Consider the following 22,063-nt stretch of genomic DNA (forward strand, 5'->3'; position numbering starts at 1 on the left):
CATTGTTTACTTGCCAATACAAAAACTGCCAAAAATCTGCCCAAGCAAATCATCGGCGCTAAATTCACCTGTGATTTCGCCCAACGCTTGTTGGGCTTGACGCAGACTTTCGGCAACCAATTCACCTGCATGAAACGTGTGTAGCTGCGTGTCTGCCTCGATGAGTGCGGTTTGCACACGACGTAGCGCGTCCAAATGGCGCGCGCGTGCCAACCACGTGCCTTCAGCCGGATGAAAACCCACGATGGCGCGTAGGGTCTGGCTAAACTCATTTAGCCCCACACCCGTCGCGCAGGATACCGTTACTTGTGCATAGCCTTGCCAATCATAAGCGGCTAGGGCGGCTTGTTGGTCGGGGCTGAGCAAGTCGGCTTTATTACCAATCAGCAGTAAGCGTTTGGCTGATGGCAATTCGCCCAATAGCTCACGCGCCAACGCCAGTGGGTCAGCGGTTTGGCTGACATCATACACCAGCAGCACCATATCAGCTTGGGCAATGGCGTTGTGCGCACGTGCAATACCAATTTGCTCGACGTGGTCGGCGGTGTCGCGTAGCCCTGCGGTATCGGTTAGGTTGAGCTTTAACCCATCGATGATGACCGTTTCTTGCAAAATATCACGCGTTGTGCCTGCCACATCGGTGACGATGGCGCGCTCTTGCCCTGCTAGGCGATTAAGCAAACTGGATTTGCCTGCATTGGGTCTGCCAGCAATCACCGCTGCCACCCCATCGCGCAGTAGCTGCCCTTGTTCGGTACTGGCAAGCACGGCGTTTAGCTGGGTTTGTAGCGCGTGTAGCTGCTCGGCAATTTGCCCATCGGCTAAAAAATCAACGTCTTCTTCATCAGGAAAGTCAATCGCCGCTTCAACGTGCAAACGCAAATGAATCAACTTGCCTAGTAGGTCATGAATGCGATGAGAAAACTCACCGCTCAGCGAGCGCATGGCACTTTTTGCCGCTGCCACACTGGTGGCATCGATGGCATCAGCAATCGCTTCGGCTTGCACCAAATCTAGCTTATCATTGGCAAATGCACGCGCCGAAAACTCACCTGCCGCTGCCTGCGTCGCACCCAGCGCAAAGACGCGCAAAAGCAGCTGCTGCTGCAACACCACACCGCCATGCCCTTGTAGCTCGATGACATCCTCACCTGTGAACGAGTTGGGCGCGGCAAAATACAGCACCAGCCCTTCATCAATCACGCTACCATCGGCCGCATAAAACCGACAAAACTGCGCTTGGCGCGGGCGAAAATGCAGTGGCTTGGCAGTATTTGGCGACTGGGTCAAGGCTTGCGCAATGCTATACGCCGCGCCACCTGATAGCCGAATTACCCCAATACCGCCGCGCCCTATCGGCGTGGCAATGGCAGCGATGGTTGGCTCGGCCATTGTGGCTTGTTTTTCCACCGGGTTATCCACAGTCATCCGCCATTAGACCACATGCCGCGCCGCATCTTTGGCGGCTTGCTGCTTGTCCACTTGTTTGTTAATTAGGTACTGCTGCACCATACTAAACAAGTTATTGACTGTCCAATACAACACCAAGCCTGCAGGGAAAAACAGCATAAACGCGGTAAAAATAATGGGCATGAATTTCATCACACGCGCCTGCATGGGATCAGTCGGCTGTGGATTAAGCGATTGTTGTACAAACATCGCCAGACCCATGCACAGTGGCAAGATAAAATACGGATCCATGGATGACAAGTCATGAATCCAACCAATCCACGGCGCGTGACGCAGCTGCACCGACTCAACCAACACCCAATACAACGCCAAAAAAATCGGCATCTGCATAAACACGGGCAGACAGCCTGCCAGCGGATTGACCTGCTCTTCTTTGTAAATGCGCATCATCTCCTGCGACATACGCATACGGTCATCGCCATATTCTTCTTTGAGTGCTTGTAAACGCGGTGCGATGGCGCGCATTTTTGCCATTGAATAATAACTTTTGTTTGAAATCGGCAACAGCGCCAGCTTGACCAACAACGTTAAAGCAATAATTGACCAACCCCAGTTGCCAATTACCTTGTACAGGCTTTCTAGCACCCAAAACAAGAATTTTGAAATCGGCCACAGTACGCCGTAATCAACCGTCTTATCCAGCCCCTCAGCTATCGGGCGCAAAACGTGGGTATCTTTGGGCCCTGCATACAATGTTGTGGTAAGTGTCAATTGCTTGGCTGGCGCAACTTCAACCGGGCTACTCATCAGGCCGATGATGTGGTCATTGCCAACCGAGCGCGTATAAAAATTGGCACTGTAGCCATGTGGCACCCACGCAGACAAGAAATAATGCTGCACAATCGCCACCCAGCCTTGTTGCGTGGTGACGTTTAGGCGGTTTTCATCAAAATTGCTAAACTTAAGCTTGTTGTATGGCTTTTCGGGTGTACCCCACGCGCCGCCTAGATACGTCGCCATGCTAATCGCGCCTTTATCGGCAAGCCCTGGGTCTTTGCTGTTGTCACGTTTTAGCTGAGCATACATTTGCCCCTGCCACGTTTGGCGGCTGGTGTTGTTGATGTTGTATGCAACTTGAATGGGATACTGCCCTTGGGTAAAGGTATAGGTTTTGCTGATGGTAACGCCGTCTTTTTGGTAGGTTAGCGGCACAACCAAGGTTTTATCTTGTGCGCCCATCTGATAGCGATATCGCGGTGTGCTATAAGGCGCGCGTGTCGTACCACCGTCGATACCATCGCGCCCGACCAACCCCGACTGCGCCACATACACGCGGTTGCTATCATCTTGCAACAAAACAAACGGCTGTGCGTTATCGAGCGTTGCCGCCTCATCACGCAGCGCAGCATACACCACATCGCCACCCATCGGATTGATCCGAATATCATACTTATCTGTCTGCACCTCAATCAACTGCTGCGCAGAACCACTGGTCTGGGTGGACGTGATGGGTGCATTACTGGCTGTGGGCACATCACTGGTAGGATTGGCTGTACCACGTCCGGCAGGCACATCAGACACCGCAGTGGGCGCGGTAGCTGTTGGCGGCTGCGGCTTACCACCTGTAATATAATCATCGCGCCACGCCAACACCAACAAATAACTGGTAATCAGCATTGCCACGATAATCAAAATTCGCAGAATTTTTTGCATAGCCAAATCCCCGCCGTGCCAACCAAATGGTAATCCAAAACAGGCGCTCATCAGTCCACGAAACGCCAACGAACAGCCAAAATAGCCGTTATTTTACTAAAAAAATTCCCAAAAAGATATTTTTATGCACAATTTAAAATCAAACCTCAATGCCTCAAACGCCGCGCCACCAAATACGGGCTAAACGGCCGAACATCAACCGCATAAAAACGATAGCGATACAGCGGACGCGGCACCCAATCAACCCCCAAACCGCCCCACGGATGACAACGCAACAAACGCCTAACCGTCAGCCAACTGCCACGCAAGCCTCCGTGCCAAATGATAGCCTGTACAGCATACTGTGAACAAGTGGGATAAAATCGACAATGTGGCGGCAAACTGGGGCTAATATACCGCTGATAACCACGAATCAACACCAATAACAGGTGCGTGACGCGTCGCCGTATCGCTGATAGGGGAGGGGAGTGCAGAATCGTTGTCGGCATAACCAATGCCTGACCTATTGGGTTTGTGATGATAGAATTTTTAATGATTTACGGGCGATTTGGCTAAATGCTTGTGCAATTTGCGTGAATATTTCAGCGTTCTCACAACTTGATACATCTTGCTTAGCAATCACCACCAGCTCAACGGTACAAGGCAGCTGCGATTGATGCGCACGAAAATATTCACGTAACAGGCGTTTTAGACGGTTACGCTCATGCGCGCGCTTGATTTTCTTTTTGGCAATAGCAAGACCCAATCGATTTAACGCCGTCTTATCACTTGGTATGTGGACAAAAAACAGCAAATGCGAAGTATGTACCTTAAACGTTGTCTGATCAAATACGTGTTTAAAATCCTGTGCAGTGAGTAGACGCAAGGACTTACTATAACAAGCAGAATGCAACGGTAAATTTGTTGTCGCAGAGTTTACCACCGATTTATCCACAACTGATACCCAGTACTTTACCTATGGTAGGTAACGCAAAAAGCGATATAACCTAGGTTAAATCGCTCTTACGAAAATCTCTAACAATCAAAAAAGTGTAATGTGTATAATTTACAATACTTAAACTTAACAAATTACACGGTCAAACGATGGCGGCCTTTTGCACGACGGCGTGCCAACACTTGACGACCATTTTTGGTTGCCATACGCGCACGAAACCCATGGGTACGCTTACGCTTTAGATTGCTGGGCTGAAAAGTACGTTTCATAACTGTCCACCTGTCCAAATCAGCATTGGTACAAAGTCAGACCAATAGCCAAAACAAAACTGAAATAAAATTTAGTGCGCTATTATGCAAAATTTTATACGCTCAGTCAAGCATAAATTGACTTAAACCCGTGGGATAAGGGTTAGATCGACATCACATTAAAATATCAAAAAATTCATTTAATTAATTTTACCTCAGAATTTAGTATTTTGATTTAAATTCCAAAGTTATCCACAAAAATTTTCGCCCTAATAATAAATATTATATATATATTATTATTATTAAGCACGGCATTTTCTGTGGATAAGTCGATACATTTCATTATTTTTCAATAATTTACGATGTTGATAACCCTGTGGAAAACGCGTTGATAAAATGTGTGTAACTTACCAAAAAAAATTATCCACAAAGTTATACACCGACTTATCCACAGGTCTAAAACTACAAAATCAGTTGCTAAATTTGGCAAATATGCTAAAGTATGCCGCGTCAGTTTAGGGGTGATCGATCATGGCAAATCCAGTGTGGCAACGCTGCGTGGAGGAATTAAAATATTTAGTACCTGATAATATTTTTACAATGTGGATTCGTCCATTGTCTGCCTATCAGCAGGAGGATACGCTTTATCTTACAGTGCCTAACCAATATTTCGCTGCGTATATTGAGAAAAATTATTTAGCGCAGATTGAAAGTTTGGTGACGCAGTTTTCGGCAGAAGCACCACTAACCGTCAAAGTCACCATCGATAAAGCGCCCGATATGCCCACAAGACAGGTGGAGGCGGCCAGTGGCACAGCGCAATCGCCTGCAACCACAGCGGCCAATCAGCGCGACACACGACAGAATCTAGACCCTAGTCTGACGTTTGAGCAATTTGTGACAGGCAAAAACAATCAGCTAGCCTACAGCATGTGCAAAGAGACGGCAGCCAATCTGGGCGCAGCAAAGAATAATCCGATGTTCTTGTATGGCGCGACTGGCTTGGGTAAGACCCACTTGATGCAAGCGGTAGCCCATGAAATTAGCAAGCAAAACAAAGGTTTTTATTATTTCACCTCAGATAAATTCGTCAATAAGTTGGTTAGCGCGATTCAGCACAACCAAGTTGATGAATTTAAGCAAAAAATCAAACAGGCAGATTTGCTGATTATCGATGATATTCATGTCATTGCTGGCAAGACCAAAAGTAGCGCGGAGTTTTTGCAGTTATTCAATGATTTTTTGCGAAAGAACAAACAGATTATCTTGGCATCCAATCGCCATCCCAGTACGCTTAGTGAATTTGATGAACAAACCAAATCACGTTTTGCTTGGGGGCTGTCGGTGGCGCTTGAGCCGCCTGAACTAGAAACGCGTGTGCAAATTTTGCAAAAAAAAGCCAAGGCTAAAAACATGGATCTGCCCAAAGATTGCGCGATTTTTATTGCTCAGCACGTGGTTGCCAATGTGCGTGAGCTTGAAGGCGCGCTAAACAAAGTTCTGGCCATGGCGCGGCTACTTAACCAACCTATTCACCTAGAGATGGTGCAAATTGCGCTCAAAGACGTGATTGCCATGCGTGTACAAGCGGTGAGTATGGAAAATATTCGTAAAGTGGTGGCAGAATTTTATGATATTTCGGTCAAGGATTTGATGGGTAAAAAACGCACGCGGCATATCGCGCGTCCTCGGCAAATGGCGATGGCGTTGGCGCGTGAGCTAACCAACAACAGCTTTATTGAGATCGGGCAATCATTTGGCGGGCGTGACCATACCACGGTGATGCACGCGTGTGACAAGGTGCAAGAACTGTGCGCCACCGACAGCATGTTTGATAAGGACTATCGCTCATTGCGCTTGATGTTGCAAACCTAATTGGCGATAATAGTACGTTATTTGTTAATCGATGAGTCGTTAGACTTTTTTTCGCAAAATACCGCGTCAGTCAACAGGGGCAAGACATGCAGCTGATCATCTCCCAAGCCATGCTTATGTATGCGGTGAATTTGATTTTTAAAGCCGCCGATAAACGCAATAGTCTTGCGATTTTGGCAAATCTAAAACTGGTTTTGACCCCTGAGCGTTTGACCTTGGTGGCATCAGATTTAGAAGTTGAGCTGCAGGCGGATGTGGCGTTGCCTGCAGGTGCTTGCCAACACGCAGGACAAATCACTGTGCCTGCCAATAAATTCAAAGAAATCATCAAGTTACTGCCTGAAGATGCGCAAGTTTCTATAAGCGTCACTGATAACAAACAATGTCAAATCGTATTTGCTGATAGCCAGTTTCGCCTCAATACCCTGCCTGCAGAGGATTTTCCACTGATTGGCGCGCCTGAAGCTGCAACGTCTGTGGTGTTGTCGCGTGAGACGCTGCTAGATTTATTGGAAAAAACGCACTTTGCCATGGCCATACAAGATGCGCGTTATTACTTGACGGGCATGTTGGTCGAACTAAAAGACGGGCTGTTTACAGCGGTTGCGACAGATGGGCATCGTTTGGCGTTGGCGCGCGCGGCCAACACCCAGACATCGGCGGAGGATCTAAGCGCAATTTTACCGCGTAAGGCGGTACTTGAGTTGCAACGACTGCTTGGCGAGATGCGCCGCGCCCAGCCAAACGTAGACAATGCTATCACGCTTAATATCGGCCGTGAGTTTGTGCAGGTCATGTTGCCATTTGGGCAAAGCGAAGAGGCGACCAATAACACGCAAGCACCTGTCATGGTGACGTTTACCGCGCGTTTGATAGACGGTAAATTTCCTGATTATCGCCGTGTGATTCCAAGCAACACGGACAAAACAGCGCGGTTTGGGCAAGACGCACTGGCAAATATGCTGCGTCGTGTCTCGGTACTTAGCAACGAAAAATTGCGCGGCGTGGTGTTTGAATTTGGCGATGCTGAGCGCGTGCGCATTCGTACCAGTAACGCTGAGCACGATGAAGCCAGCGCGGTATTGCCGATTCGCTATCAAGGCGCGCCGTTGGAGATTTCATTCAACGTGGCGTATTTGCTCGATGTGCTCAATGTGCTACAAGGTGATATTGATTTGCACATGCAACAAGCAAATGGCTCGGTGTTGATCCGTCAAGTCAATGACAGTCAGCATGATTATGTCATTATGCCAATGCGTATTTAGTGGGTCATTTTTTATCTATTAAATTGCGCTGGGTCATCAATTGGATTGGGTAAACGGGAAACAATAGAGCAAGGATGCCGTGAATATCGCCCGTTTACACATTCATCATTTGCGCAGCATTCAGTATGCCGACATTAGCCCCAAAGCGTGCAATGTGTTTTTGGGTGATAATGGCAGCGGCAAAACGACAGTATTAGAGGCAATTTACCTACTGTCACGTGGTAAAAGCTTTCGCCATCATCAGCCCAAATATTACATTACCCACGGGGCTAGCAGTACGGTTATTTTTGCCAAGCTTGTTTCTTTCAGCCATGAGAACTCCGCACTTAGCCCAACGTATCAAACCATTGCCGTTCAAAAATCACAAGACGCTACCACTGAGCTACGCTTAGATGGGCACATGTTGGCCACCCAAAGCCCACTGACCCAGCTGTTGCCTACACTGCTACTTGAACCAGTAAGTTTGGCCGCGCTAGAGCAGGGCAGTCAAAGTCGTCGCGAATTGCTTGATTGGTTGGCGTTTCACGTGGAACAAAATTTTCATGGGCAATGGTTAGCTTATCAGCGTCTGCTCAGACAGCGCAACCAATTCCTAAAAACTTTGGCAGGGCAACGTCAGATCTCTGCCTTGCATCGACAAGAAATCACTGCGTGGGATAAGCAACTTGCTGAATATGCCGAGCAGATCCATGCGTTGCGCCAAGATTTGCTGACGCGTTGGCAGCCATATTTTGCCGAACAGGTTGAGGTATTTTTGCCGCACTATGCCAAGCGGCTGCGTTTGCGTTATAGCGCAGGTTTTGATAGCAAAACAGGTTTGGCGACATTACTTGCCGAGCGGCTTGATAGCGACATCGCAATGGGCTATACGCGGGTTGGCAGTCACCGCGCTGATATCCAAGTCATGCTTGACCAGACCCTCACCGATGCCGCAGGGCAAGCCCATGCCCACAGCTTGCCTGCGGTGGACATGCTGTCACGCGGTGAACGCAAGCTGCTGATGATGGCGTTTCGCTTGTCACAGTTGCCACTGCTGCAAGCGGTCGGTAAGGTGCCATTGGTGCTTATTGACGATATCACCGCCGAGCTTGATAAAAACGCACTAAGCTTGCTACTACATGGGCTAAAACAAGTGCAATGCCAATTATTTATCACCAGTTTATCGGCAGATATCGTGCCGATATTGCAAGCAATATGGGCGCAGGACTTAAGCGTGTTTCACCTTGAGCAAGGTACACTAAGCGCGCTGGCTGACAGCATTTAAACCCCAAAAAACGCCCAAAAATTCACGGCAAAACCTGTGGCAATGGATGATTTTTTTACCAAAATTTGCTAAAATATCCCCTTTACTTTTGACAAAAATACATCGCCAACATTTGGTGTAATTAGAGCGTTTGTGCAACCATTTGGTGTTGAACAAACCCATAAAGCAGGTGTGGGCGAGCAAGCAGGAGCAAGCATGGTAGACATGGCAAATGGGGCAGACGGACTCAACACACACGCAGACACAGCGAGCCAAGACACGCCCGTGAACCATGCTGACAACCAATATGGCGCTGACCGTATCCGTGTTTTGCACGGCTTAGAAGCGGTGCGCGTGCGCCCTGGTATGTATATCGGTGATACCGATGATGGCACAGGCTTGCATCATATGGTGTTTGAGGTGGTCGATAATGCCATCGATGAAGCGCTGGCAGGGCATTGTGATCAAATTGACGTGGTCATTCATGAGGATGAATCGGTCAGCGTGACCGATAACGGGCGCGGTATTCCTGTCGATATCCATCCTGAAGAAGGTGTATCGGCGGCGCAAGTTATCATGACAGTGCTGCACGCAGGCGGTAAGTTTGACGACAACAGCTATAAAGTATCAGGCGGCTTGCACGGCGTGGGTGTGTCGGTGGTCAATGCGCTGTCACAAAAACTGGTGCTTGACATTTGGCGCGATGGCTACCATCACCGCCAAACCTATGCAGATGGCGAACCGCTGGCACCGATTGAGCGTTTAGAACCTTCAAGCAAACGCGGCACACAGGTGCGGTTTTACCCCAGCGATCAAATTTTTAGCACGACAATTTTTGACTATGACATTTTGGCAAAACGCTTGCGTGAATTGTCCTTTTTAAACTCAGGCGTCAAAATTGTCATTACCGATGAGCGCAGCGGTAAGCAACAAGTGTTCGAGCATGCAGGTGGCTTGGCGGAGTTTGTCAATTACATCAACGCAGGCAAAAACGCGCTCAATGATGTGCTGCATTTTACCAGTCAGCAAGCCGATGGTATCGGTGTTGAAGTTGCGCTGCAATGGACAGATAGCTACAACGAAAAGGTTTTGTGCTTCACCAACAACATTCCGCAGCGTGATGGCGGTACGCATTTGTCAGGTTTTCGTGCGGCATTGACCCGTGGGCTTAATAGCTACATGGAAAACGAAAACTTGATGAAAAAAGAGAAAGTCGCAGTGACAGGCGACGATGCGCGCGAGGGCTTGACTGCAATTGTCTCAGTCAAAGTACCTGACCCCAAATTCTCTAGCCAAACCAAAGACAAACTGGTTTCAAGTGAGGTCAAATCCGCCGTTGAAACCGCGATGCACGGGCAATTTCAAGATTATTTATTGGAAAATCCAAACGCCGCCAAAGCCATTGCAGGTAAAATCATCGACGCGGCGCGTGCACGTGAAGCCGCGCGCAAAGCGCGTGAGATGACGCGGCGCAAAACCGCGCTTGATATCGCAGGCTTGCCGGGTAAATTGGCGGACTGTCAAGAAAAAGACCCAGCATTGTCTGAGTTGTATATCGTTGAGGGTGATTCAGCAGGCGGCTCAGCAAAACAAGGACGCAGCCGTAAGACACAGGCGATTTTGCCTTTAAAAGGTAAAATTCTTAACGTTGAACGCGCGCGTTTTGACAAAATGCTGTCATCCGCGGAGGTTGGTACTTTAATTACCGCACTTGGCACAGGTATTGGCCCAGAAGAGTACAATGCCGACAAGCTGCGCTATCACAAAATCATCATCATGACCGACGCGGATGTGGACGGTTCGCATATTCGCACACTGCTTTTGACGTTTTTCTTTCGCCAAATGCCAGAGCTGCTTGAGCGCGGACACATCTATATCGCGCAGCCACCGCTTTACAAACTTAAAAAAGGGCGGCAAGAGCTGTACGTCAAAGACGATGACGCGCTTAAATCCTACTTGCTATCGGCAACGATTGACACGGTGCAGCTACACCCAAGCAGCGACGCGCCTGCAATTCGTGGCGAAGCACTGGAAGCCTTGCTAAATGACTACAATCACACCCAAGCCATCAAAACGCGGCTACAAATCAAATACCCTGCCGCCATGCTAGATGCGCTAACGCAAGTTGATAAGCTTAATATCGAGCAGCTGACCGACCACGACGGGATGCAGCGTTGGTTGGCTGATTTTGACGCGGCGTTGAACCGTGTCGCGCCTGAACTACAACCACAGGTAAGTTTGGTGGCATTTAACCCAGCCACCGCCCAAGCGACAGACAGCGATGCGGATACGGTGGGTGCGGTCAGCCCATATTACTTGCCGCAGGTGGTGATTCATGTCCATCAGTTGCCGCAGCAGTATCTGCTTGATACCAACTTTATTGGGCTGGGCGAGTACGCGCGTTTGCACCGCTTAGCCAACCAGTGGCAACATGCCTTGACCGACAGCGCGTATTTGCAAATCGGTGACAAAACCCTTGTCGTACAAAGTATGGCACAGCTGTGGCAACAACTCATGCATGAGGCGCGTCGCGGCTTGACCATTCAGCGTTATAAAGGCTTAGGCGAGATGAATGCTGAGCAGCTGTGGGAAACCACGATGGACCCCGAGAACCGCCACATGCTCAAAGTTACCATCGAGGATGCAATTGCTGCTGACCATCTGTTTGCCTGCTTGATGGGCGATGATGTCGAGCCGCGCCGCGCGTTTATCGAAGAAAATGCCTTGACTGTGGCAAACCTTGATATTTAAACACGATATTGGCATAAATCGGTGACATAAACCGTGTTAGAACTGTTATTGCTGGCGATCGCCTTATCGATGGATGCCTTTGCCGTGGCGATCGGCTTGGGTGCTAAGCACCGCCATCACACCGCGCGTACGGCAATATTGGCAGCGGTATATTTTGGTGCGTTTCAAGGTATTATGCCATTACTGGGCTATTTGGGTGGGCGCACGATTTTGGGCTGGATTGAGTCGGTCGCGCCGTATATCGCTTGCGTGATTTTGTTGGCATTGGGTGCTAAGATGCTACACGAAGCGTTTGGTGACGACGATGCCGCGGATGATATACCGCTGCGTATCAGCCACCAAGCCATGCTGCCGCTTGCTGTGGCGACCAGTATTGATGCGATGGCGGCAGGGTTTACGCTTAATTTACTGCCCATCAACGCTTATAGCGCGTGTTTGCTGATTGCCGTGGTGACCGCTGGGTTTAGCTTTGTCGGGGTTTGGTTGGGCAAGCAGTCAGGCACATGGCTTGAGAGCAAAGCAGAGATCTTTGGTGGGCTTGTGCTGATAGCAATTGGCATTAAGATGGCAGTGGGCGCGTAAGCGATTAGGCAAAAAATTTTGGTAGCAAGCAAAAGGACAACCACGGTGACACAAGCAGCGATTAAGCAAGACCGCATTTTAATTTTGGATTTCGGCTCACAATACAGCCAGCTCATCGCGCGACGTGTGCGTGAAGCAGGTGTGTTTAGTGAGCTTTACCCCTATGACATCGGTGTAGATAAAATCCGCGAATTTGGTGCCAAAGGCGTGATTTTGTCGGGCGGTCCTGAGAGTGTGTATTTGGACGACGCGCCTTTGATTGATGATGCCGTGTTTGATTTGGGCGTGCCTGTGCTGGGTATTTGCTACGGCATGCAGGCGATGGCACAGCGCTTTGGCGGACAAATTGCTGCTAGTGCACAGCAGGAATTTGGCGCGGCGGTGATTGATAAAATTGCCGATGACGCGCTACTAGGTGAAATTGAGGACGCGCCCAATAAATTGTCTGTATGGATGAGCCACGGCGATAAGGTCATTGCGCTGCCTGATGGTTTTGTGGCAACAGCCAGTACGCCAAGCTGCCCAATCGCGGCGATGGGGGATGATACGCGCCAATACTATGGCTTACAATTTCACCCTGAAGTCACCCACACCCAACAAGGCGCGGCGATTATTGCACGCTTTGTGCATCAGATTTGCGGCTGTGCCAACGACTGGACGCCAACCAACATCATCGACATGCAAGTTGAGGTGCTCAAGCAGCGCGTGGGCGACAAACAGATTTTGCTTGGGCTATCAGGTGGCGTGGATAGCTCCGTGGTGGCGGCATTACTTCATAAGGCAATTGGCGATCAACTGATTTGCGTTTTTGTTGATAATGGCTTGCTGCGCTTGCATGAGGGCGACCAAGTCATGCAAGTATTTGCTGAAAACATGGGCGTGAAAGTCGTGCGTGTGGATGCAGAAGAGCGCTTTTTGTCCGCGCTGGCAGGTGTCAGTGACCCCGAAGCCAAACGCAAAATCATTGGCAAAACGTTTATTGACGTGTTTAGTGATGCCGCGCGTGAGCTGTCGTCCGCAGGGCAGGGCATCGAGTTTTTGGCGCAAGGTACGATTTATCCCGATGTCATCGAATCGGCAAAAAGCCACCAAGGCAAAGCACACGTTATCAAAAGTCATCACAACGTGGGCGGCTTGCCTGAGGATTTGCAGTTTGCCTTGGTTGAACCATTGCGCGATTTGTTCAAAGATGAGGTGCGTAAATTGGGTGTTAGCTTAGGCTTACCCGAAAAAATGATTTACCGCCATCCATTTCCAGGGCCAGGTTTGGGTGTGCGTATCTTGGGCGAGGTCAAAAAACACTATGCCGATATCCTGCGTCAAGCCGATGCAATTTTTATGCAAGAGCTTGAAAACGCAGGTTGGTATGACAAAACGGCGCAAGCGTTTGCGGTGTTCCAACCGATTAAATCTGTCGGTGTGGTTGGGGATGGACGGCGTTATGCATGGGTGATTGCCCTGCGCGCGGTCGAAACGGTGGACTTTATGACCGCGCGTTTTGCCCATTTGCCGTATGAATTGATCGAAACGGTGTCTAACCGCATTATGAATGAAATCAAAGATGTTTCACGCGTGACCTATGATGTGTCAAGCAAGCCACCTGCGACGATTGAGTGGGAATAAATTAGACAAGTGTGGCGCAAGCAAAAAAAGCACCCGTTTAGACAGGTGCTTTTTTTTCATCAAGCATGGGGAGCGGATTAGCTTAGACAAATCCCAATCAATGTTTTGTAACGATCCCATTTGACAGGGATGATATATGAGCGTTTGTTGGTAGGAAGATAAGTCTCATTGGGCACACCTTCAACCACAATCGGCGTTGAGATAATAAAATCTGAGCCAAACTCGCGGCGCGCATTGCCCGACACGGTGTTAGCAATCTCACCGACCAAGTCTTTGAGTAGCTCCTCGGTGGTGGCAGGCTCGCCCATGTGCAACAAGATGTTGCGCAGCATGGGTGTCTCTGAGCTGACATACACGCAGCCTTCTAGCGGACCTGTGATGTTGATAATACCGCTATAGTCATAGGCAAGCGGCGTGGTGTTGTCGTTAAGATAAGGGGTATCAACCTCGACATCGTCAGAGCGAATTTGTTTAAAAAAATGTGCAACAGATTCAACAAAAACGTGCAATTTTTCGGCTTTCATGGTAAAGGCTCACATCAGTTGCTTAATTTGGATGGGGTGGGCAAAATAACGCTAAGCTGGCGTTGGAGTCTCACGCCAGCTTATGCTTGATAACCAACCATTTGATCAATCAGGCTATAGTTAGCCTTTACCATTGAGATAAATGCCGATAAAGGCTTGATGATCATTCCATTTTAGCGGGATGATAAACGTGTGTTTGTCCTTGTCTTTGGGCAGCAAAACGGTTTCGGGCTGACCTTTGAACACAAACGGTACGGAGATATTAAATTCGTCGCCAAACTTGCGCCGTGCGTTGCCTGAGATGGTGTTAGCAACCTCGCCAACCAAATCAACCAAATTTTCTTCACTGTTGTCAGTCTCTTGGATGATTTGTAAGATTTTTAGTAGCATCGGTTTAGAGGCGGTAAAATACACCAAGCCTTTATTGCTGCCGCTGATACCGATCACGCCTGTATATTCTTCAAAAATCGGTGTTTGGTTTTCGTTGAGATACGGGGTATCCACGATGATATCAGCATCATTCATTTGTTGAAAATAATTAATGACGCTGTCAATAAATACCTGAAAATATTTTTCTATCATGTCAATTTCTCACTAAATAATTTTGGCTGTCTATCAAATACGTTGTAATCATCAATCGCTGACCAATTCATCCAGCGCTTCGCCAAGCTCTTCTTCTGAAAATGGCTTGCACAAAAAACCACTCGCGCCCAATTCCAGTGCCTTGATGCCCGTCGCTTTATCTGATAAAGCCGAGACAACCAAAATTCTGACCTCTGGATCAATAGCAACCAGTTTTTCGATACATTCTAAGCCGTCCATTTGAGGCATGGTCAAATCCATGGTGATGACTTGCGGACGGTAGAGGTCAAATTTGTCAAGCGCATCTTGACCGTTGCTTGCTGTAGCAACCAAGGTAAACTGATCTGCGTTATACACGCGCTGAATGCGGTTACGAATGATGTTTGAATCATCGACAATCATTAAGCGATACATAAATTTTCTGCCTGTTGTGTAGTGATTGATAAACTAAAGCCTAATGTCTAGTTATTGCACGGGATTTTTAGGGATTTTGACGGTCATACGCGTGTATTTGCCAGCTTGGCTATCAACGTTGATTTGTCCATTCATTTGGTCAATGTGCGCCTGAATGATGTCCATACCAACGCCGCGCCCTGCATCGTCATCGGCTTGTTCACGTGTACTAAAACCTGATTTAAACAACAGGGTAGTCAAACGCTGTTCAGACCACTGCGCCAAGTCATTGGCATCATAGCCCATCTGCACCGCGCGTGTGCGGATGGCATCAAAGTCCAAACCATTACCGTCGTCTTCAATCATCAGTTTGTAAGATTCAGACAGTTCAATCAAACTAAGATTGATCTTTCCAACCACTGGTTTACCGCGTGATTCACGAACTTCAGGCGTTTCAATACCATGTACCACTGCGTTACGCACCAGCTGAATGGTGATATCTTTGATCACAGCCGCGATATCAGCAGGCGGTTGAATGCTGTTAAACCCTGACGCTTTAAGCTGCACCTGTTTTTGTTGGCGCGTGGCAATATTGTCGGCAAATTGTTGATAAAATGCGTTCATACCACCATTGGCTGTATTGGCGGTGATTTGCGGCTTGATGGTATACACCTCGCTGGTGCCGCTGCTCGCTGGTGCTGCGCTGGTATCTGCAACAGGTGCAGCGTTTTGGTTGATCCGCAAACCCAAGCTCTCAATGGTATTAGATAGACTTAATAGTTCGTCTAGGTGAATCGTCAATGGCAAAAAGTCGTTACCACTAAGCTTATCTTTTGCCTGTAAGCCTTTGAGTTTTTCTTCAAAGTTATTGGCGATGTTGGTGAAGGTATGTAGGTTTAATGCTGACGCTTCACCTTTTAGACTGTGCATGATGCGATACATCTGGGCAAGTTTATCGCGCAACGCGCCTTGGTCACTGCCAGGTGTTTTGAGAATATTGTTGATTTTGACGATATTTTGTTTGGTGTTTTGGATAAATTCGTTGATGATCGTGGGGCTAACGTTCAAAATTGTCGTGAGCATCTCGATTTGTAAGTCGTTTTGCGCGCGTTCTTCTTCTAGACGTTGTTCTAAGCGCACTTGTTGGGTCACGTCTTGTACGTTGACCAAGATACGTGCGATGTTGTTTTGGTCATAAACGCGCGAGAATTTAAAATCAAGGTACTTGTTGGCACCACTGGTTTTGCCTTCGTCTTGTAACAGCACCTTTTTGAGAGGGTTTAGGTCATCGATCAGCTTTTCTTTTACCCGTGGGTTGTATAGCTGCTTAACAAAACCTTCAGTAGTCTCCAAGTCTTTGGCAGTTACCTTATTTTTAAGTAGTTGTGCCAAGTTTTCGCCAGCGATTTGGTCGGTGCCCATGATGTTGGTGAGCTGCGCTGAGTACTGATTACCAATACTCAAATCTTTGTTTAACAGGAACAAGCCTGTGTTCACGTTTGCCATGATCTCGGCGGTTTCACGCTGTGCTGCTGCTGCTTGCGCATCGGCTTCACGCAGTCGGCGAACAAAGAAGAAGATAAAGATACCAAAGTAGGTTAAAATCGCACCAACACCCAGCAGCTGGATCAAACGAATCAAGTTTGCTTCGTTTTGCGCGCGGTTGTATACGGTACCTGTCAAGGTGTTGAGCGTGTCGTTCATCACCAAGCTTGAGGTTTTGGCTTGATCGTTGGCGGCGTTGAGCGCAGGCGCAGCATCTACGTTAAGATCTTTGGCAACTTTTAGATAGTCATCAACCCGAGGGCGTAGCTGCTCCCATTGCTCACGGGTCTGTGCCAAAGCAGGACGAATAGCTGGATCAGTGATGGGGTCGATTTTTTGCGTTCTACCCATCCCAGTGGTCAGAACGCCACCTTCTTCAAGCGCATCAAGGCTTTGCTCGATTGACTGGCTACTATCTTGCAAACGCTTGATAACTGTACTCATGTGCGGCGAGGTAAAGTCCTCACCATAGCTGTTTTGCAAGTCAAACAGATCCTTGAGTACCGACTCGGCGTTGTTGGCAATTTGGTTGGTGGTGTTGATCAAGGTGGTGTTTTTTGCCAAGATGTTGGAGGTATAAAACGTAAATGCCAACAATGCACCAATCAATGACAAGAATAGTGTGATCGAGGCAATCAGCGAGCGATAACGTGAGCCGTCATCGGCGGGCGCTTGCACCAATGGTTTGGTCATAGACGGGGTCGTGCGCGGTAATTTCATAATAGCGTGCCCTAAAAAATTTGTTGCAAGTGGTATGCTAAATCAATGCGTTGAATAATACGTTAGGCCTAAGGGGTGGCAGGGGTCGCTATATCTTGCTCGACACTGATGTTCCATTTGTCATCAATTTTTTTGAGCGTACCGTCGGCTTTGATTTTACGAATACCGTCGTTGATTTTGGCCTGTAGCGCATTGTTGCCTTTTTTCATTACGATGACTTGTTGTGAGGTTGGGTCGCTTTGGTCTTGATAAGGCACAATCTTGACTTTTTGCTCAGGATGGTTATTGGCAGTTTCTTTAAGCAATGGATAATCCTGCAAGATCGCATCCACCTTACCCTGTACCAACTGCTGAAAAAGCAAATAAGTGCTACGCGTTGCCGTAAGTTCACGGGCAATATTGGCATCTTTGATTTTTTCGTACTGAATCGTGCCGTCCATCGCGCCAACGTGTAAGCCTTTTAAATCCTCAAAGCGTTGTATATTTAGGTTATTATCCTTATACATAATCGCTGAGGGGTTAAAAAAGTAAGGGTCGGATAATGCGTAACGCTCGGCGCGCTCAGGTTTATAAGAAATACCCGAAATCGCTAAGTCTGTTTTACCTGATTCTACCGAATTAAACAAACCTGAAAACGGATCTTTGACAAATTCTACGCGAAAGCCCTCTTCCTCACCAATCGCACGGATCACATCGACATCGTATCCAGTTAAATTGCCGTATTGATCAAGGATTGAAAACGGTGGCATCGTACCCGTTGTTGCAACTTTAACCACAGGTGCATTAGCGGGCAGTTTAGAAACAAAGCTATCACCTGTTGGCGCACTGGCAGCACCTGCTGCCGCATCTTGATTATTGGATACATTCGATTGTGTACACGCGCTTAACACCGCACCACATACGAACATACCTAGACCAGCCCAGCGTTTCATAGGCAATCCTTTAATAATTGAGCATTAAAAAGACAAAGTAAACAGCATTGGTTTACTTTTTGAAGGGTAAAGTAACAAAAATCTCACATAGACGGCAGTATATTGAGGAAAATATTACATCTCAATCAGTTAATGTAAAATTTTGTAAATATAGCAAAAGACTGAAATATAGTTGAAAAATATTTCTATTGTAATTGTTTTGTATAGTAAATATTAATTTTCGTATAATTAAAAAGTACGCATCAAAAGTGGCTTACCCTCTTTTGGCGCGCACCATCGCCCAAATGATCATTGCCGCCAAAACGCCAAAAAACGCCAATGACAACTCGGGAATACTAAAACCCAAAAATGTCCAATCAATGGCCGCGCATTCGCCCGAGCCTTTAAACACTTGCGCAATCACCTGCGCGATCGGCAGCGTATCGACCCAGTAGTTCAACCCCGGCCCACATGATGGCACTTGATCGGGCGGCAGATGCTGTAACCACACATGGCGCAAGGCCCAACCAATCGACCATGCCATCCCAAGCAGCGCCCCAGCCATCAAGCCAATGCGCAGCGCGATAGATTTGGGATTAAACATACAGGCCAACAAGCCAAATGCCCCCATGGCAATCAGTCCAAGCCGCTGAAAAATGCACAGCGGACAGGGGTCAAGCCCAACCGTGCGCTGCAAATAAGCATACGCAAACCCCATGCCCACCACGCTTGCCAGCGCAAGCCAACCTGCCAGCGCCCGATAGCTGGTTAGACGCTGCCAACGTGAGCGCTGCATGGGAGACGTGGGGGTAAGTGGCTGAATCGTCATGGCATAAACCCAATACAAGATAAGTCTAATCAGCGAAAACGGGCGAGATACTCAGCAAAACTTAGCGTATCATTGGCTTCAAGGGCGTGTTGGTCAATGATAGATTGCTCCGCCAAGGTCGCATAATGCGCCGCACGCGCGCCCAGCGATTGCGCCCGTAAGCTCAACGCATGTTGCTCTGCCAATTGCTTGCCAAGCTGCCACGTACCGCCTGCTTGGATGATATCATGCAAAACTTGTGCCGATGGCGTAAGTTTGGCATGATGACAGCGACCCAACATGACCGTCAAGGCATGGCGGTAAGTGTTGCTGCCGTATGTTTCATCTAGCAAAGTTGCTACAGGCAGCATGGCTTGCAAATGCCCGTCCAGCCAGTCTTGTAAGCGCACCTCACCCGTGGCTGTCAAAACGGTTAAATCAGGATTGCGCCCGTCATTGACCGCGTGTTCTTGATTCATCGACAGACGCGCGTCCTCATCAGGCAGCAGATCAGGACTTGGGCTAAGCAGACAATACAGTGCCAAAATTTCCATAAAGCACGCCGTATCTAGGCTAATCCCAATCTCACTGTACGGGTCAAGGTCTAGCGCGCGTAGCTCAATATAGCCCACCCCACGCGCCGCTAGTGCTTCACTTGGGGTTTCATCGCCTTGAGTGGCTTGTTTGGGACGAATTGCGCTGTAGTACTCATTTTCAATCTGCAAAATATGGTCATTAATTTGCGTTGGCGTACCATCGGATGTATCAATGCCCAACGCGGTAAAGCCTTTGTGTGGCGTGCCAACCGCTTGTTGCAAGCCTGCCACATATTCATCCAAGCGGTTGTAGCGGATATCTAAATCATCCTGCACGCTGTTTTGGTAGCCCAACTTGCCCATCCGCAGCGATGTGGCATTTGGCAGATAATAGCCTTTATCATTTAGCGGCTGTAGGTGGTGTTGGCGGCCGGTCAAAAAACACGCGCACACAGCAGGGCTAGCGCCCGTTAAATACAACACCAATGGCAACAAGCGTTTAAAATTACGCACCAAAGCCAAGTATTTGGCATTTTTAAACGTGGTTAAATCATCTTGGCAACCTGCTTGGCTTTGCCACGCGGCAAACAAATCATCGCCAAAGGATAAATTGTAATGTAGCCCAGCGATGGTCTGCATTCGCCGCCCGTAGCGCAGCCCCAAACCGTGGCGGTACAAGGTTTTTAACCGCCCACTGTTGGATGTGCCATAGTCAGCCAACAAAATATCATCATCACTATCTGCCAACATGCACGGCATCGACATGCCCCAAAACAGCTCATCGTTTTCTAGCGTCTGTTGCACCACGATGTGCAGCTCGCGCAGTTGGGCTAGCATCTGCTGCACGCTAGGTTGTGGCGCGGTAATCAGCTCAAGCAGGCTTTCGGCATAGTCTGTCGTGATGTGCGGATGGGTGAGCTTAGAGCCAAGCCGTGCAGGGTGAGGACTTTGCGCAATAAAGCCATCGGGGCGCATCCGTAAGCCTTCTTTTTCTACTCCACGTCGCATACTGGTGAGTAAATCAGCATTGAGCCATTTGGGCAAAACAAAGGCTTGAGGCGCATCGGCTGGTGACATAAAAAACTTCCGTTGGTTAAACTTTTTGGCAAATTTTGCTAAAGCGCATCCCTATGACAAAACCGTTTGGGAAATAATGGAATTATGCCATCAAATACGGCTTGAAAGTATTATTTTTCGTGAATCACGCGCCTATAGACCCCATACCGCCAAAAAAAATACCCATGCGCGGCATGGGTATCATCTCTTGATTAACTCAGCGTATTAAGAAAAATCAAGCTCAGTTTCAAAACCTTTTAGCTCATGGCGTGCCATTGCAAGGTTAGATTTTTGACGGTCAAGCACCAAGTACAAGAACAAGTTTTCGTTACGTACCAATGGGCGAATCAAGTGGTATTGTTTGCTTAAGGTGATCAAGATATCTTCAATGTTATCATTTAGACCCAAAGCGTTAGAAACTTTACGTTTTGCACGTACCACCTCAGTGTTACCTGCTGCAGCCAACTCAAGGTCAAAACCTGTACCCACTGCGGCCAATGACAGACCTGATTCGCTATCAACCAATGCTGCTGCGATAAAACCATCAATATTTGTTAGTGAATCTAAAGATAGCTTTGCCATGATTAATTCCTCATATTCTTTCAATTTTAGCATTTAAAAACCGCAGCGTGGCTCAATTAGCCCACACGCAGTCAAACTTTAACCATCAAATAACACACATTGGCACGTCAAGTTTAATAAAGCCATTGATTACGCGCCTTATTAAATCATACCTACCATCATGCTATTATGGACTAAACGCGCCTAATTTAACAAAAACAATCAGACAAGTGCTAGGTTTTTTAAGATAAAGTTTGTAAATGGGGTGTAAGGTAATCAAAATTTAAACATAACTGACAACCCCTTGTCCGCCAAACAACCAGCAACTAAGCTGGCATTACGGTCATGCTGTCCAACAAGTGTTCATAGATTTAATCTATCTATCAAACTATCAAATCGAAAATGACGAGCCGCAGCCGCAAGTTGTGGTCGCGTTTGGATTATCAACCACAAAGCGCGAGCCTTCTAGCCCTTCAATATAATCAATCGTTGAGCCATGCAGATACTGATAGCTTAAGCTATCAACCACCAAAGCGACATCACCATTGGCAAAGTGTGCGTCATCATCGCCAAGGTGTTCTTCAAAATTAAAGCCGTATGAAAAACCCGAGCAGCCGCCACCCGTGACATACACGCGCAGCATTAAATCATCATTGCCTTCTTGCGCGCGCAGGCGGCGCACCTTGTTGGCAGCATTGTCGGTCAGTGTCATGGTATCGTTCATCATTGCCCCCGAGATGCCAAGCTGAAACCTCAGCGAATTTTTGGCGTTAGCGGTAGGTA

The 22,063-nt window shown here is 48.0% G+C and carries 20 protein-coding genes; 6 read left to right on the forward strand and 14 right to left on the reverse strand.

The genetic code is table 11. From position 1 onward, the window contains the following. Positions 1–6 precede the first annotated feature (6 nt). The 5 genes from mnmE to rpmH form a co-directional block, all read right to left on the reverse strand. Positions 7–1,392 (reverse strand): tRNA uridine-5-carboxymethylaminomethyl(34) synthesis GTPase MnmE, encoded by a 1,386-nt coding sequence (gene mnmE / locus AC5L4R_RS03380; RefSeq protein ID WP_494472699.1) that lies wholly within the window; start codon positions 1,390–1,392, stop codon positions 7–9. A gap of 42 nt (positions 1,393–1,434) precedes the next feature. Then, positions 1,435–3,123: a membrane protein insertase YidC gene (yidC, locus tag AC5L4R_RS03385; protein ID WP_494472668.1), complete on the reverse strand. Its 1,689-nt coding sequence runs from the start codon at positions 3,121–3,123 to the stop codon at positions 1,435–1,437. Between the two features lie 146 nt (positions 3,124–3,269). Next, positions 3,270–3,611 (reverse strand): membrane protein insertion efficiency factor YidD, encoded by a 342-nt coding sequence (yidD, locus tag AC5L4R_RS03390; RefSeq protein ID WP_494472669.1) that lies wholly within the window; start codon positions 3,609–3,611, stop codon positions 3,270–3,272. A gap of 14 nt (positions 3,612–3,625) precedes the next feature. Then, positions 3,626–4,057, reverse strand: coding sequence for a ribonuclease P protein component (gene rnpA / locus AC5L4R_RS03395; protein WP_494478028.1), 432 nt, complete (start codon positions 4,055–4,057; stop codon positions 3,626–3,628). A 134-nt stretch (positions 4,058–4,191) separates the two neighbouring features. Further along, positions 4,192–4,326, reverse strand: a complete 135-nt coding sequence (gene rpmH, locus AC5L4R_RS03400) for a 50S ribosomal protein L34 (protein ID WP_062500206.1) — start codon at positions 4,324–4,326, stop codon at positions 4,192–4,194. A gap of 510 nt (positions 4,327–4,836) precedes the next feature. On the opposite strand from rpmH, the gene dnaA reads away from it, so the two are divergent. The 6 genes from dnaA to guaA all read left to right on the forward strand — a co-directional run bounded on the left by dnaA (position 4,837) and on the right by guaA (position 13,644). Next, positions 4,837–6,180, forward strand: coding sequence for a chromosomal replication initiator protein DnaA (dnaA, locus tag AC5L4R_RS03405; protein WP_494472671.1), 1,344 nt, complete (start codon positions 4,837–4,839; stop codon positions 6,178–6,180). An 86-nt stretch (positions 6,181–6,266) separates the two neighbouring features. Beyond that, a complete protein-coding gene (dnaN, locus tag AC5L4R_RS03410; protein ID WP_494472672.1) occupies positions 6,267–7,445 on the forward strand; it encodes a DNA polymerase III subunit beta in 1,179 nt (392 codons plus the stop codon). A 79-nt stretch (positions 7,446–7,524) separates the two neighbouring features. Further along, positions 7,525–8,709, forward strand: a complete 1,185-nt coding sequence (gene recF / locus AC5L4R_RS03415; protein WP_494472673.1) for a DNA replication/repair protein RecF — start codon at positions 7,525–7,527, stop codon at positions 8,707–8,709. A 204-nt stretch (positions 8,710–8,913) separates the two neighbouring features. Further along, positions 8,914–11,439 (forward strand): DNA topoisomerase (ATP-hydrolyzing) subunit B, encoded by a 2,526-nt coding sequence (gene gyrB, locus AC5L4R_RS03420; protein ID WP_494472700.1) that lies wholly within the window; start codon positions 8,914–8,916, stop codon positions 11,437–11,439. Positions 11,440–11,472: 33 nt separating this feature from the next. Continuing rightward, the gene (locus AC5L4R_RS03425; protein ID WP_494472674.1) at positions 11,473–12,021 is read left to right on the forward strand and encodes a manganese efflux pump MntP; all 549 of its coding nucleotides are present in this window, start codon (positions 11,473–11,475) and stop codon (positions 12,019–12,021) included. Positions 12,022–12,066: 45 nt separating this feature from the next. Then, entirely contained in the window at positions 12,067–13,644 is a 1,578-nt protein-coding gene (gene guaA, locus AC5L4R_RS03430; protein ID WP_494472675.1) for a glutamine-hydrolyzing GMP synthase, read from the forward strand. Between the two features lie 77 nt (positions 13,645–13,721). Here guaA and AC5L4R_RS03435 read toward each other — a convergent pair whose 3' ends face one another. From AC5L4R_RS03435 to erpA, 9 genes are all read right to left on the reverse strand, one after another. Next, positions 13,722–14,168, reverse strand: coding sequence for a chemotaxis protein CheX (locus AC5L4R_RS03435; RefSeq protein WP_494472676.1), 447 nt, complete (start codon positions 14,166–14,168; stop codon positions 13,722–13,724). A gap of 120 nt (positions 14,169–14,288) precedes the next feature. Beyond that, the gene (locus AC5L4R_RS03440; RefSeq protein ID WP_494472677.1) at positions 14,289–14,750 is read right to left on the reverse strand and encodes a chemotaxis protein CheX; all 462 of its coding nucleotides are present in this window, start codon (positions 14,748–14,750) and stop codon (positions 14,289–14,291) included. A 51-nt stretch (positions 14,751–14,801) separates the two neighbouring features. Further along, entirely contained in the window at positions 14,802–15,164 is a 363-nt protein-coding gene (locus tag AC5L4R_RS03445; protein ID WP_067056982.1) for a response regulator, read from the reverse strand. A 51-nt stretch (positions 15,165–15,215) separates the two neighbouring features. Further along, a complete protein-coding gene (locus AC5L4R_RS03450; RefSeq protein WP_494472678.1) occupies positions 15,216–17,408 on the reverse strand; it encodes an ATP-binding protein in 2,193 nt (730 codons plus the stop codon). 68 nt (positions 17,409–17,476) lie between these two features. Continuing rightward, positions 17,477–18,340, reverse strand: coding sequence for a substrate-binding periplasmic protein (locus AC5L4R_RS03455; protein WP_494472679.1), 864 nt, complete (start codon positions 18,338–18,340; stop codon positions 17,477–17,479). A gap of 253 nt (positions 18,341–18,593) precedes the next feature. Further along, the gene (locus AC5L4R_RS03460; protein ID WP_494472701.1) at positions 18,594–19,115 is read right to left on the reverse strand and encodes a disulfide bond formation protein B; all 522 of its coding nucleotides are present in this window, start codon (positions 19,113–19,115) and stop codon (positions 18,594–18,596) included. 62 nt (positions 19,116–19,177) lie between these two features. Continuing rightward, positions 19,178–20,740, reverse strand: coding sequence for a glutamate--cysteine ligase (gshA, locus tag AC5L4R_RS03465; protein WP_494472680.1), 1,563 nt, complete (start codon positions 20,738–20,740; stop codon positions 19,178–19,180). A 204-nt stretch (positions 20,741–20,944) separates the two neighbouring features. Further along, positions 20,945–21,301 carry a roadblock/LC7 domain-containing protein gene (locus AC5L4R_RS03470; protein WP_494472702.1) on the reverse strand — a complete coding sequence of 119 codons (357 nt, stop codon included), beginning with the start codon at positions 21,299–21,301 and terminating at the stop codon, positions 20,945–20,947. A gap of 370 nt (positions 21,302–21,671) precedes the next feature. After that, on the reverse strand, positions 21,672–22,004 hold the full coding sequence (gene erpA / locus AC5L4R_RS03475; RefSeq protein WP_494472681.1) for an iron-sulfur cluster insertion protein ErpA: 333 nt from the start codon (positions 22,002–22,004) through the stop codon (positions 21,672–21,674). Positions 22,005–22,063 lie beyond the last annotated feature (59 nt).

This window comes from Faucicola sp. SE7633, from assembly GCF_059264685.1.